Annotated in this window: 11 protein-coding genes; 8 read left to right on the top strand and 3 right to left on the bottom strand. The window is 68.4% G+C overall.

Features of this window, described 5'->3' with window-relative positions; genetic code table 11:
- Positions 1 to 6: 6 nt before the first annotated feature.
- From HNR09_RS06715 to HNR09_RS06700, 4 genes are read left to right on the top strand one after another with little or no spacing between them, the layout of a single operon-like run.
- Complete coding sequence (locus HNR09_RS06715; protein ID WP_179541336.1) at positions 7 to 1,305, top strand: flavin-containing monooxygenase; 1,299 nt, start codon at positions 7 to 9, stop codon at positions 1,303 to 1,305.
- 57 nt (positions 1,306 to 1,362) lie between these two features.
- The gene (locus HNR09_RS06710; protein ID WP_179541335.1) at positions 1,363 to 1,767 is read left to right on the top strand and encodes a RidA family protein; all 405 of its coding nucleotides are present in this window, start codon (positions 1,363 to 1,365) and stop codon (positions 1,765 to 1,767) included.
- A gap of 23 nt (positions 1,768 to 1,790) precedes the next feature.
- Positions 1,791 to 2,468 (top strand): DUF1028 domain-containing protein, encoded by a 678-nt coding sequence (locus HNR09_RS06705; protein ID WP_179541334.1) that lies wholly within the window; start codon positions 1,791 to 1,793, stop codon positions 2,466 to 2,468.
- Positions 2,465 to 3,637, top strand: a complete 1,173-nt coding sequence (locus tag HNR09_RS06700) for a M20 family metallopeptidase (RefSeq protein WP_179541333.1) — start codon at positions 2,465 to 2,467, stop codon at positions 3,635 to 3,637. Before HNR09_RS06705 ends, HNR09_RS06700 begins: the two co-directional genes overlap by 4 nt.
- A gap of 43 nt (positions 3,638 to 3,680) precedes the next feature.
- Here HNR09_RS06700 and HNR09_RS06695 read toward each other — a convergent pair whose 3' ends face one another.
- Together HNR09_RS06695 and HNR09_RS06690 are read right to left on the bottom strand one after the other, a co-directional pair.
- Entirely contained in the window at positions 3,681 to 4,925 is a 1,245-nt protein-coding gene (locus HNR09_RS06695; protein WP_179541332.1) for an acyl-CoA dehydrogenase family protein, read from the bottom strand.
- A 40-nt stretch (positions 4,926 to 4,965) separates the two neighbouring features.
- Entirely contained in the window at positions 4,966 to 6,483 is a 1,518-nt protein-coding gene (locus HNR09_RS06690; RefSeq protein ID WP_179541331.1) for a class I adenylate-forming enzyme family protein, read from the bottom strand.
- A gap of 381 nt (positions 6,484 to 6,864) precedes the next feature.
- On the opposite strand from HNR09_RS06690, the gene HNR09_RS06685 reads away from it, so the two are divergent.
- The 4 genes from HNR09_RS06685 to HNR09_RS06670 are packed head-to-tail and all read left to right on the top strand — an operon-like array spanning position 6,865 to position 11,961.
- Positions 6,865 to 8,046, top strand: a complete 1,182-nt coding sequence (locus HNR09_RS06685) for a TAXI family TRAP transporter solute-binding subunit (RefSeq protein WP_179541330.1) — start codon at positions 6,865 to 6,867, stop codon at positions 8,044 to 8,046.
- Positions 8,043 to 10,133 (top strand): TRAP transporter permease, encoded by a 2,091-nt coding sequence (locus tag HNR09_RS06680; protein ID WP_179541329.1) that lies wholly within the window; start codon positions 8,043 to 8,045, stop codon positions 10,131 to 10,133. Before HNR09_RS06685 ends, HNR09_RS06680 begins: the two co-directional genes overlap by 4 nt.
- Positions 10,134 to 10,180: 47 nt before the next feature.
- Positions 10,181 to 11,050, top strand: a complete 870-nt coding sequence (locus tag HNR09_RS06675; RefSeq protein WP_179541328.1) for an enoyl-CoA hydratase/isomerase family protein — start codon at positions 10,181 to 10,183, stop codon at positions 11,048 to 11,050.
- Complete coding sequence (locus tag HNR09_RS06670; protein WP_343047468.1) at positions 11,047 to 11,961, top strand: 3-hydroxyacyl-CoA dehydrogenase family protein; 915 nt, start codon at positions 11,047 to 11,049, stop codon at positions 11,959 to 11,961. The genes HNR09_RS06675 and HNR09_RS06670 overlap by 4 nt, the downstream gene beginning before the upstream one ends.
- A gap of 4 nt (positions 11,962 to 11,965) precedes the next feature.
- Here HNR09_RS06670 and HNR09_RS06665 read toward each other — a convergent pair whose 3' ends face one another.
- Positions 11,966 to 12,889 carry a LysR substrate-binding domain-containing protein gene (locus HNR09_RS06665; protein WP_179541327.1) on the bottom strand — a complete coding sequence of 308 codons (924 nt, stop codon included), beginning with the start codon at positions 12,887 to 12,889 and terminating at the stop codon, positions 11,966 to 11,968.
- Positions 12,890 to 12,969 lie beyond the last annotated feature (80 nt).

The following is a 12,969-nucleotide window of genomic DNA, read 5'->3' as shown; positions in this document are numbered from 1 at the left end:
CGAGGGATGTCATACGAACAGACTGAGGTGCTCGTCGTCGGCGCCGGTCAGGCGGGGATCGCCATCAGCGAGCACCTGGGTGCTCGGGGGATTCCTCATCTCGTGCTGGAGAGGAGCCGCATCGCTGAGCGCTGGCGCTCCGAGCGCTGGGACTCGCTGGTGGCCAACGGGCCGGCGTGGCATGACCGCTTCCCCGGTCGGGAGTTCGACGGCATCTCCGGCGATGCCTTCGCGTCCAAGGAACAGGTGGCCGACTACTTCGTCTCGTATGCCGACATGATCGACGCGCCGGTTCGGTGCGGGGTCGAGGTCACCTCGGTCCGGAAGAACGCCGGGAGGCCCGGCTTTCACGTGCAGACCTCAGAGGGTGCGATCGAGGCCCGATACGTCGTCGCTGCGACCGGGCCCTTTCAGAAGGGTGTCGTTCCGGATCTCCTTCCCGCGGAGGTGGGGCTGCAGCAGCTCCATTCCAGCTCCTATCGACGCCCTGAGCAGCTGCCGGCGGGGGCGGTGCTGGTGGTCGGGGCAGGGTCCTCAGGTGTGCAGATCGCCGATGAGCTCCGGAGAGCCGGACGCCAGGTCTACCTGTCCGTCGGCCCGCACGACAGGCCTCCACGGAGCTACCGTGGGCGGGACTTCGTCTGGTGGCTCGGCGTGCTCAACAAGTGGGCGGCTTCCGCTCCACCGAGCGGATCCGAGCACGTCACGATCGCTGTCAGCGGGGCACACGGAGGTCAGACCGTCGACTTCCGCGCCCTGGCCGCCGACGGCATCACGCTTGTCGGGCGGACTCAATCGTTCGCCGAGGGAAGACTGCATTTCGCCGAGGACCTGAGGAGCAACATCGCCGATGGCGATGCCAACTACCTCTCCCTTCTCGATGAGGCCGACGCCTACGTCGAGAGAAACGGCCTCGATCTGCCCGAAGAGCCGGAGGCGCGTGAGCTGCGCCCGGAGCCCGGATGCCTCACAGACCCGATCCTGGAGCTGGAGGTCGACGACGCCGGCATCACCTCCGTGGTGTGGGCCACCGGGTTCCGCGTCGACTACAGCTGGCTGAAGGTCGATGCGTTCGACCACGACGGCAGGCCCCGTCATCAGCGAGGAGTCGCAGCGGAGCCAGGGATCTACTTCCTGGGTCTCCCCTGGCAGTCGAGCAGGGGGTCGAGCTTCATCTGGGGAGTCTGGCATGACGCCAAGCACATCGCCGATCACATCATGATCCAGCAGGGCTACCTGGACCATGAGACCGCGGTCGATAACCTCCGGCCGGCTGTTCTCGGGGGTGCTCTGCGATCCACATAGACCGTGCCCTGCCGATCCCCGCCCTTTCACAGAGAGCATGAGAAGGAAATGACAGCGATGAAGCACACGCGTATTCGACCGTTCAACACCAAGGACACCTATCCAGAGCAGAACCTGGACAACGATCTCTGCCAAGCCGTCGTCGCCAACGGCGTCGTCTACCTGCGTGGCCAGGTCGCGCAGGACCTGGAGACCAGGGAGTCCGTCGGCATCGGAGATGTCGAAGCACAGACGGTGCAGGCCATGGAGAACATCTCGCTGCTGGTGACCGAAGCCGGCGGATCGATCGAAGACATCGTCAAGGTGACGGTCTACCTCACGGACATCCGGTACCGGGAGACCGTCTACCGGGTCATGGGCAGATACCTGAGGGGCGTCCATCCCGTCTCCACCGGGCTGGTGGTCGAGGCCCTGGCCCGGCCCGAGTGGCTCGTGGAGATCGACGCCACCGCAGTGCTCTGAACCGACTCTTCACAGGAGATGCCATGACGTTTTCGCTTGCAGCAAGGGATCCCGAGTCCGGCTCATTCGGGATGGTCGTATGTTCCTCGTCGCCCGCTGTCGCCTCCCGTTGCATTCATCTGCGCCGTGGGGTGGGGGTCGTCGCCAGTCAGAACGTGACGAACCCGGGGTTGGGGCCCGCCATCCTCGACCGTCTTGAGCAGGGGCTCGGCAGTGAGGATGCTCTGAGCAGGACGCTTCAGGAGGAGCCGTTCGCAGACTATCGGCAGCTCTCCGTGGTGGACGATGAGGGCCGGACGGCTCATCACTCAGGTGAGAACTCCCTGGGGATCAACCATTGGGCATCGGCAGATGCTGCGGTGGCGGCGGGGAACCTGCTGGCCTCTGCCGACACCGTCGACGCCATGGTGGAGGCGTACCACGCAGACCGCGGCAGCAGCCTCGAGGCCCGACTGATGGCCGGGCTGCAGGCTGCGCTCGCGGCCGGTGGAGAAGCTGGTCCGGTGCGCTCGGCGGGCCTCAAGGTGATCGACGACGTCTCATGGGCCACGACGGACCTGCGGGTCGACGACGCCGACGACCCGGTCGCGGAGCTGCTGCGTCTCTGGTCCCTGTGGGAACCGGTGAAGGACGACTACAGGACTCGGGCCCTGAACCCTGATGAAGCTCCTGGCTTCGGCGTGGCCGGAGACCTTCGATGAGTGCGGGCGAGAGGCTCCACCAGATCTCGGAGGATGAGCTCCCGGCTGCTCGCCGGCAGACGGCCCGTGCTGTCAATGCGATCGGGAAGGAGCTGGTGGGCCTGAGCCATGGCCTGCATGCCGCCCCGGAGATCCGCTGGCAGGAGTTCCGTTCAGCAGAGCGGATATCCGAGATGCTCCGCGAGCTGGGATTTCAGATCGAGATGCCCTTCGGGAAGCTGGACACCGCCTTCCGTGCCCGGTTGGGGACCGGGAGCCGCCATGTGGGGTTCATCGCCGAATACGACGCGCTCGAGGGGATCGGCCACGCGTGCGGGCACAACATCATTGCCGCCGCCGCGGTCGGGGCCGCGGCGGCGCTGCGGGACCTCGCCGGCGAGCTGGATGCGACGGTGGAAGTGATCGGCACTCCGGCCGAGGAGGGTGGCGGAGGAAAGATCCATCTCATCGAGGACGGGGCCTTCGACCATCTCGAGGCGGCGCTCATGGTGCACCCCGGCCCGGCGAACTCCTTGTATGCACGCCCGTTCGCGGTGGCTCACTTCGACGTCGTCTACACGGGCTTCGCGGCACATGCCGCGGCCTATCCTCACCTGGGGACGAACGCCGCGGATGCGATGACCGTCGCTCAAGTGGCGATCGGGCTGCTCCGGCAGCAGCTGCCCGCGAGCACCAGAGTGCATGGCATCGTCCGGGAGGCTGGTTCGGCTCCGAACGTGATCCCAGACCATTGCCGTGGTTCCTGGTATGTCAGGGCCGCTGATCTCGACGAGCTGGAGGCCACCTTCGAGAGAGTGCGTGGCTGCTTCGAGGCAGGCGCGCTCGCCGCGGGAGCCTCCATGGAGGTGGTGGAGACGAGCCCGCGCTACTCCGAGTTTCGCAATGACGCCGAGCTCGCGGACCTCTTCGCCGTCAACGCGCAGACCGTGGGACGAGACATGGACCGCGAGGAATCGGTGGGAGGCGGGATGAACACCGCCTCCACTGACATGGGGAACGTTTCGCTGGTCACCCGTGCGATACACCCCTATCTGTCCATCGACTCGCTGCCCGCGGTCAACCATCAGAAGGAGTTCGCGCAGGCAGCGGTGTCCCCGGCCGCAGATCGAGCCGTGATCGAGGGAGCCTACCTCCTAGCCGCCACGGTCGAGGACTTCCTCCGGAGCTGACGGGTCATGGCGGACCGAGTGGCCGGCCGCTGCCCCGCGTCGCTCAGCGGAAGGCGGCCTCCCCGGTGAGCCGCTGCCCGATGATCAGCGTGTGGACCTCGTCGGTGCCCTCATAGGTGCGGACCGACTCCAGGTTGTTGGCGTGCCGCAGCGGGGAGTGCTCGGCGGTGATGCCGTTGCCGCCGAAGATGGTGCGTGCCTCTCGGCAGATCTCGATGGCGGCCCGGCAGTTGTTCAGCTTGCCCACCGAGATCATGTGGTTCTCCAGCGTCCCAGCGTCCTTCGCACGACCCAGCTGCAGGGCCAGCAGCTGCCCCTTGGTGAGCTCCAGGGCCATGTCCGTGAACTTCTTCTGGGTCAGCTGGTAGCCGGAGAGTGGGCGTCCGAACTGCTGGCGCTCTGCGGCGTAGTCCAGGGCGGCCTCCAGGGCGTCTCGGGCGGCGCCCATCGCGCCCCAGGCAATGCCGTACCGTGCCTCCGAGAGGCAGCCGAAGGGGCCGCGCAGCCCGGGATTCTTCGGGAGGATCGCCTCGGCGGGCAGTCGGACCTCCTCGAGGGTGATGTCGCACTGCAGCGACGCGCGCATGGAGAGCTTCTGCCCGATCACCTCGGCCCGGAAGCCCGGCGTGTCAGTGGGGACGATGAACCCGCGCACCACCTCACCGGCGTCGTCGGGGCTGGTGCGGTGCTCGCCCTCGACGGCGGCCTCGGACTCTGCGGCCGGGACCTTCGCCCAGATGATCGCCACATCAGCGATGGTGGCCAGACCGATCCAGCGCTTGGAGCCGGCCAGCACCCACTCGTCCCCCTCCCGGCGAGCCCGGGTGGCCATGGCGCCCGGGTCCGAGCCTGCGGTCGGCTCCGTCAGTCCGAAGCAGCCGATCATCTCCCCGGCGGCCATGCCTGGCAGCCACTGCTGCTTCTGCTCTTCGGAGCCGTGCTTGTGGATGGCCGACATCGCCAGCGAGCCCTGCACCGAGACCACCGTGCGGATCCCCGAGTCCCCGGCCTCCAGCTCCTGCATGGCCAGCCCGTACTCCGTGGCGCTGCGTCCGGCACAGCCGTAGCCGGTCAGGTGCATCCCGAACAGCCCCAGCTCAGCCATCTCCCCGAACAGCTCCGTGGGCAGCACCGCCTCCTCGTACCAGCGGGCGATGTGCGGCCGGATGCGGCGATCCACGAACTCCGCGACCCGGTCCCGGATGCCGATCTCCTCGGCCGAGAGCTGGCTCTCGATCGCCATCAGGTCGGTGCGGCGTCGGGTGGGGGTCGGCTGCTCAGCGGGCATGGGGTCTCCTTGTCGAGGGATGGGTGCGAGTCAGTGGAGGTCAGTCGACGTCAGAGAGCTGCTCGGCGAGCAGATCTCGGGCGGCGGGGCGGAGGATCTTGCCGGAAGGGGTGCGAGGCAGCGAGTCGACGAAGCGGATGAGGCGCGGCCGCTTGTAGGCGGCCAGGTGCTCGCGCGCGTGGTGGTCGAGATGCTCCACGAGCTGCGCACGGTGCTCACCGGTGAGCTCGCCGAGCGGCCTGCCGGGGACGATCAGTGCCGCGATCTCCTCGCCGAGCCTCTCATGCGGCTGGCCGAGCACCACGGCCTCCTGAACGGCGGTGTGCTGGGAGAGCACCTGCTCCACCTCGGCGGGATAGACGTTCAGCCCGCCGCGGATGATCAGGCTGGAGCGTCGGTCCACCAGATGGACGTACTGGTCGGCATCGATCCAGGCGACGTCGCCGGTGCGCAGCCACTCGCCGTCGAAGGCCGCCGCGGTCGCCTCGGGGTCGTCGGCGTAGCCGGCGAAGACGGTCGGCCCCGACACCTGGAGCTCACCGATGTGCTCGGGTCCCGCCGGCAGCAGAGCGCCGTCCTCGGCGACGACTCGGACTCGGGTCCCCCAGGAGGGCGTCCCCACGGAGCCGAGACGGCGGCGTTCCCGGCTGGAGTTCACGCAGATCGACGACGTCGTCTCGGAGGCGCCATAGCCTTCCAGCAGAGTCGCGCTGGGGATCATCTCCTCGAAGTCCTCAAGCACCCCGGGCGGCAGGGCCGCGCCGCCGGAGGTCACATGGCGCAGGCTGGAGAGGTCCCGCCCCTGGGCGCCCTCCCTGATCATGTCCATGAACATCGTGGGAACCCCGGAGAACCGGGTGACCCGGTGCTTCGCGATGAGATCCAGGGCCTCTGCCGCGTCGAACCGCGGCCTCAGCACCAGGGTCATGCCCCAGGCCAACGACGCGTTCATCAGGCCGGACATGCCGAACACGTGGTGCAGCGGAAGGCACGCGAGCACGACGTCCTCCGAGGTGGGTGAGGTGCGTGCCGACAGTGCCGTGCAGCTCATCCATAGGTTCCAATGCGTCAGCTTCGCCGCCTTGGCGGCTCCGGTCGTCCCGGAGGTGAAGATCACTGCAGCCACGTCCTCGGGGGAGCGGGCGACGAACGGATCCGAGCGTCCGTCTGCTCCTCGTGCCACCAGCGTTTCGCAGTCCATGACGGGAACGCCGTCGCAGCCCTCGGGCGGGTCCGCGGAGGCGGTGATCAGTGCTTGGGACGCGGAGATCTCCAGGGCATGCCGCAGCTCTCGGGGTGCCGCGTAGGGGGCCACGGGGGCCGCGATCAGGCCGGCCCGCAGTGCGGCGTAGAAGCAGATGACAAACGCCGCCGAGGTGGGCAGGTGCAGAGCCACCGTGTCGCCTGGTCGCATGCCGGCGGACTGGAGCCCACGAGCCGCACGGCTGATCTGCGCGTCGAGCTCGGCGAACGTCAGTGAACCGTCCGGCGTCACGACGGCGGTCCGGCTCGGATGGATCGTGGCGGCGTGGGAGGCCGCCAGTGCGAGGTTGAACATGGGGCTCCTTCCCACTACGCCGTGACTCGGAACACGTAACCAGCCCGGCGTCCGTTTGGCAACGTGCGTGCGCGGCGTCTGGGCGCCCGATACCGCTCTGCCGGGGCCCCGGCTGCAGTCGGGAGCCCGCTGGGCGTTGATCTGGCGCGGTTTCCTCGACGCGTTGCGCGCATCGATCCCGACTCATGCGAATAGAGGAATAAAGAGCCTCGAGAGTGTCGGAGATCACACAGTGCAGGTATGAATGGAGGGACGCACCGCCGATGAGCCTCGCGGCTCGTCGAGTCCGGCTCCACCCCGCCCGCCCCTTCTTTCCTGGCGCCGTTCCCCAGCGACCTCGCGTCGGTCACCCGCCAGCACACGCCATCTTCAGGAGGTCACATGCCGACGAGCTTGACCCGCCGCAGCTTCATGTCCGCCGCCACCGCCGCCTCCGGCATGGCCGTCCTGACCGCTCTGAGCGGATGCGCTCCTCCGCCCGCCCGGGCTTCCCGCCTTCCGCGCCAGCTGGTCTGGTCCACCTACGGCGTCGGCACCGGCACGTACAACGATCTCGCCGCCGTGGCGAACACGCTCACCGGCCACATGGGCGTGCAGGTGCGCCTGATGACCTCCGACACCGGCATCGGCCGCCTGGCGCCGGTCATCAACGGGACGGCCCAGTACGCCAGGGCAGGAGACGAGTACTACTACGCCTTTGAGGGGGACGATGAGTTCGCCTCCGAGCAGTGGGGACCCCAGCCGATCCGGCAGGTGTGGTCACCGCCGGGGAACTACGGCGTCCTGGTCCTTGCCGACAGCGGGATCGAGACCGTCAGTGATCTTGAGGGGGTGCGATACCCGCGACTGGTCGCGAGCACCTCCATGAACCGCAAGCTGGAGGCGATCCTGAACTACGGCGGTCTGACCGGAAGCGATGTGGTGCCGGTGGATCTCACCTACGGCGAACAGATCGACGCGCTGCGCACCGGACACCTCGATGCGCTCTACCAGAACGTCGTCGGCTCCAACATCGAGGAGCTCGCCTCACAGCACGAGGTGAGATGGCTGGATCTCGGTGGAGACGACTCCTCCCGCTATGAGACTTGGGAGGAGCTCGCCCCCATGGTTCGGCCCGGGGAGTTCACCGGGGCAGGCATGGAGGACGGGGAGACGGCGGTCAACATGGAGTACTCCATCCCGCTCACGACCCTGGCGGACCGCCCCGCCGAGGAGGTCTCGGAGCTGGTCCGCGGCATCGACGAGCACTTCGAGCATTTCCGCGACGCCACACCGGATGCGGAGAGCTTCGGCCCGGAGAACGTGCTCCTGGACCCGCTCGTGGTGCCCTTCCACGAGGGCTCCGTCGAATACTTCCGAGACATCGGCCGCTGGACCGAGGATCTCCAGCGGCGCAACCAGGCGCTGCTGGACCGCGAGGGCCTGCTCACCGACGCGTGGCCCGGTTTCTGGGAGAGCCACGCAGGCGACGACGATGCCGCCCGCCGCTGGAAGGACTGGAAGCGCGAGAACCTGCCGGCCCTCCCGGAGGTCCAGGACATCGACGAGGGAGGCCAGGCATGACCACCACGAATCTCGACAGCCGTGCCGTGGACGAGTCGCAGCGGGAGGCGGGCGCGCTGGACGCGCGCAGCGTGCTCAGCGCCGTGCGTCGCAACCCGCGGCTGACGCCCCCGTGGACCGTCGTCGTGACCCTGCTGACCCTGGCCGGAATCCTGCTGACCATGAACCAGGTGTTCTTCTGGAACGTGGGAGGCCTCGCGGTCCTGACCAACGCGTTCCTCTACCTGCTGATCGCCTGCTTCCTGCCCATCGTCTTCATCCTCTGGCCCGCCCGTGCAGCACGCACGGCGCAGACCGGGCCAACGGAGGCGGCCACGGCGGGCGTGCCCTGGTACGACGTCATCGTGCTGGGCGTCTTCGCCGCCTGCTGCCTGTGGTTCGCCTATCACGGCGTCGACATCCACGAGTACGGGTGGGAGTTCGTGGCCCCGACGACGGCCACCGTCCTGAGCTTCGTGCTCTGGGGGATCGTCCTGGAGGCCCTGCGCCGAGCGGCCGGATGGATCGTCGCCGTGCTGGCCCTCGCGTTCTCCCTCTACCCGCTGGTCGCTGAGGGGATCCCCGTCGGCATCCTCCAAGGCATCGCCTACGACCTGCCGACCATCGCGCAGATCCACGCCATGGGGGCCGAGAGCATCCTGGGACTGCCGCTGCAGACGGCAGGCTCCATACTCGTGGGATTCCTGCTGTTCGGCGTCGTGCTGCAGCACACCGGCGGCGCTGACTTCTTCCATGGGCTCTCCATGGCGCTCTTCGGTCGCTACCGCGGTGGATCGGCGAAGGTGACGGTGGCCAGCTCCGCGGCCATGGGTATGATGAGCGGCTCTGCCGTCTCGAACGTCCTCACCACCGGGCCGATGACCATCCCGGCGATGAAGCGCGCGGGGTTCAGCGCACGCATGGCTGGAGGCATCGAGGCCACCGCCTCCTCCGGCGGGTCCATCACCCCGCCGATCATGGGCACCGCCGCCTTCCTCATGGTCTCCTTCGTAGGGGTCCCCTACACGGAGATCCTCATCGCTGCGTCCATCCCGGCGCTGCTGTACTTCTTCGGAATCTTCCTGCAGATCGACGGCTACGCCGCCCAGCAAGGGCTGACGGGCACCCCTCGGAACCTGCTGCCACGCCTGGGAGCATCGCTGCTGGCCGGCTGGCCGTACCTGGGTGCGCTCGGACTGCTCACTCTGATGCTGTTCACCTCCGGCTCCGAGTCCCAGGTGCCCTACTGGGTGGTGGGCGTGCTCCTGATCATCGCCCTCATCAAGCCCGGACTGAACTTCGGACCTCGCGAATGGCTGGCGATGGTCCTCGACGTCGGCAAGACGCTGGCCCAGATCATCGCCATCATCGCCGGCGTCGGACTGTTCCTCGGAGGCCTCTCCGCCACCGGAGTGGCTCTCTCACTCTCCCGTGACCTGGTGGCCGTGGTCGGTGACAACCTGCTGCTGATCCTCATCGCCAGCGCTGTGGTCTGCTTCATCCTGGGCATGGGGCTCACGATCTCCGCCGCGTACGTGTTCCTGGCCATCGTCATGGTCCCCGCGGTCACCGCCCTGGGGGTGGACCCCATCGCGGCCCACCTTTTCGTCATCTACTGGGCCTCCGTCTCTTACATCACGCCTCCGGTGGGGCTCGCCGCGTTCGCCGCAGCGGGGATCGCCCGGTCCAGCCCCATGGCCACCTGCATCTCTGCGATGAAGCTCGGCGCGGTGAAGTACGTGGTCCCGTTCGGCTTCGTGCTGAACCCGGCACTGGTGGCTCAGGCAGGCTTCGTGGACGTCGCCCTGGCCCTGTTGGCCAGCCTGGTCGCCGTCTACGCCATCGCCTGCGCGATCGGCGGATGGCTGGTCGGGGTCGAGCGCCGGATCAGCCTGCCGGTGCGGCTGCTGCTGGGCGCGGGCGGGTTCATGCTCTTTCTGAGTGACAGTGCGCTCGCCCTTCCGGGACTCGCCGTCGTCGTCGGGGTCGTCGCCGTGGCGCACCTCCGCCGCGGGCAGGACCAGCTGACCCCGTCGGCCGACCAGAACCCCGAAGACGACACGCCTCGCCACGGTGGGCCCGAGACCTTCACGGAAGGAGCACGATGACTTCGCAGCACACTGATGTCGACACCAGGGAGCAGAGGGAATCATCCATGGATCACCAGAGCAGGCACGATGAGCACCGCCGGGCCGGGGCCCTGACGCTGAGCATCGACGGCGGGATCGGCACCATCACCGTGGACCGCCCCGAGGTGCGCAACGCTCTCGACAGCGACGTGCTGGCTCAGCTGGCGGACGCGCTGGAGGAGCTTCGATGGGACGACTCCGTCCGGACCATCATCTTCACCGGTGCCGGGGACAAGGCCTTCGTCGCCGGCGCCGACATCAGGGAACTCGCCCGCCGTGTGCCGGAGGACGGTCTGCGCGCGGCGATGCAGCGCCTCTACGACGCGGTGGAGTCCGTCGAGAAGCCGACGATCGCCGCCGTCAACGGCTACGCGTTCGGGGGCGGTCTCGAGCTCGCCCTCGCCTGCGACATTCGGGTGGCCTCCACCGCGGCCCGCTTCGCCCTTCCCGAGACGGGACTGGGGATCATCCCGGCCGCGGGAGGCACCCAGCGGCTGGCTCGTCTCATCGGCGCCGGTCGCGCCACCGAGATGATCCTCACCGGGCGGCGCCTGGATGCGGACCAGGCCCTACAGGCGGGCCTGGTGACCGGCGTCGTCGCTCCGGAGGCGCTGCTCGACGAGGCCCGCAGCGTGGCGGAGCAGATCATGGCCCGCGGCCCGCTCGCCGTCCAGCTGGCCACCACGATCATCCGGCACGGCCTCGACGCCGACGCCGCCACCGGCATGCTTCTGGAGCGGCTCGCCCAGTCCGTGCTCTACAGCACCGGGGAACGTGCCGAAGGCACCTCCGCCTTCCAGGAGAAGCGTCGCCCCGACTACACGACGCATCACGTGGTGCAGCCAGCACGACCTGCCCCGCAGGGCCGAGAAGACCGAGGAGGAGACCAGACGTGAGAGCACAGACCGAGGAGAGCACCACCGAGGAGAGCACGACGCCGGCCGACGCCGCAGGGATCGAGACGGTCACCGTGGTGGGGGCCGGCACCATGGGGTCCCAGATCGCGGCGGTCGCCGCGCTCGCCGGCTTCCGCACACACCTGGTCGACATCGCTCAGGAGCAGCTCGACGCCGCCGCCGAGCAGCTCCGCCGACGCTTCGACCGCGATGTCGAGAAGGGGAGGCGCTCCCGGGCGCAGGTCTCCGCGGCCTGGGAGCGCCTCGGGACTACGACGGACCGCGATGCCGCCGCGGCCGCCAGCGACATCGTCATCGAGGCCGCCGTGGAGGACCTGACGATCAAGCGCCGCATCTTCAGCGAACTGGACGCCGTCTGTGACCCCGGCACCATCCTGGCGACGAACTCCTCCAACATCGTCTCCTCCCGGGTGGCTGATGCCGTGGAGCACCCCGAGAGGGTCTGCAACCTGCACTTCTTCAACCCCGCGCTGGTGATGGAGTGTGTGGAGCTGGTCCCGCACCCGCAGACGTCGCCGGAGACCATGGAGCGCGCCGCCGCGTTCACACGGGCTCTGGGCAAGACGCTGGTGACGCTGCGGAAGGAGATCCCCGGCTTCGTCGCGAACCGGCTGCTGAACGCCATCCGTCAGGAGGCGCTGAGCCTGCTGGACCAGGGTGTGGCCGACTTCGAGGACATCGACGCCGCGGCACGCACCGCACTGCGCCACCCCATGGGCCCCTTCGAGCTCATGGACCTGGTGGGCGTCGATGTGGTGCACATGATCCGGCAGGCGGAGTACGAGCAGACAGGAGACCCTGAGAGCCTGCCCCACCCGATGATCACCGATCTCTATGAAGCCGGCCGGTACGGCAGGAAGAGCGGCCGCGGCTGGTACAGCTACCCATGAGCCCTCACGGCTGCGTGCTGGGGGATTCCTCCGTGCGGGGGTCGGGGAACATCGCCTCGGCGATCTCGATGACGGCGCGCAGGGCGGGGTTGTCGTCCGCGTGACGCCAGATCATCCGCACTTCGAGCGGGCGATCCTCCGAGGTGATGGAGGAGAACGCGACGCCGTCCGAGGAGACGTTGTCACGCACGGAGTCGAGGCTGATCCCGCACCCCATCTGGGCGCCGACGAGCACGACCTGAGTCCAAGAGTCGGGGGCGGTCTGGACGACCCGAGGCACGAAGCCTGCGGCCATGGCGAGGGAGTTCAGGCGGTTCTGCAGCGCGGCCCCTACGCCCCCCGGAAGGGTGATCCACGGTTCATCGGAGAGGTCCTTCATGTCCACCGCGGACTGGGAGGCCAGCGGGTGCGAGGCCGGCAGGACGACCATCACCTCCTCCAGGGCGATGACGGCAGAGTCGACCTCGGCGGGCAGGAAGTCCCACCGGCCGATCACCAGGTCCAGGGAGCCGTCCAGCACCCGCTCCAGCCCCAGGTGGGAGAACTGGGAGCTGTAGAGCTCCAGCATCAGCCCGGGTCGGGCTGCGCGGACCTGCCGCGCCAGCTCGCCGACCTTCCTGTTGATCGAGGCTCCGGCGAAGCCCACCCGGACCCGGCCGGTCTCCCCGGTGAGCGCATTGCGCACCGCCTGTTCGGCCTCCTCCGAGGCCTCGACGAGCCTGCGGGCTGGCTCGAGGAGGGCCCGGCCGGCAGAGGACAGGGCCACATGGCGGGTGCTGCGTTCGAAGAGCTCCGTCCCCAGTGACCTCTCGAGCTGTTTGATGAGCCGGCTCAGCGGCGGTTGGGCCATCTTCAGCCGGGACGCTGCCCGGCCGAAGTGCAGCTCCTCAGCGACTGTGAGGAACGCGCGCGCCTGATGGACCTCCACGGTCCCTCCTCCTGGTCGCCGAGACCACGATTATTGCGTCATTGGTATGAGAGGTACGAAGAATTTGTCTTGGACAAAGC

It is taken from the genome of Nesterenkonia xinjiangensis, from assembly GCF_013410745.1.
Taxonomy (GTDB): Bacteria; Actinomycetota; Actinomycetes; order Actinomycetales; family Micrococcaceae; genus Nesterenkonia; species Nesterenkonia xinjiangensis.
This window is presented reverse-complemented; position numbering and strand designations above follow the sequence as displayed.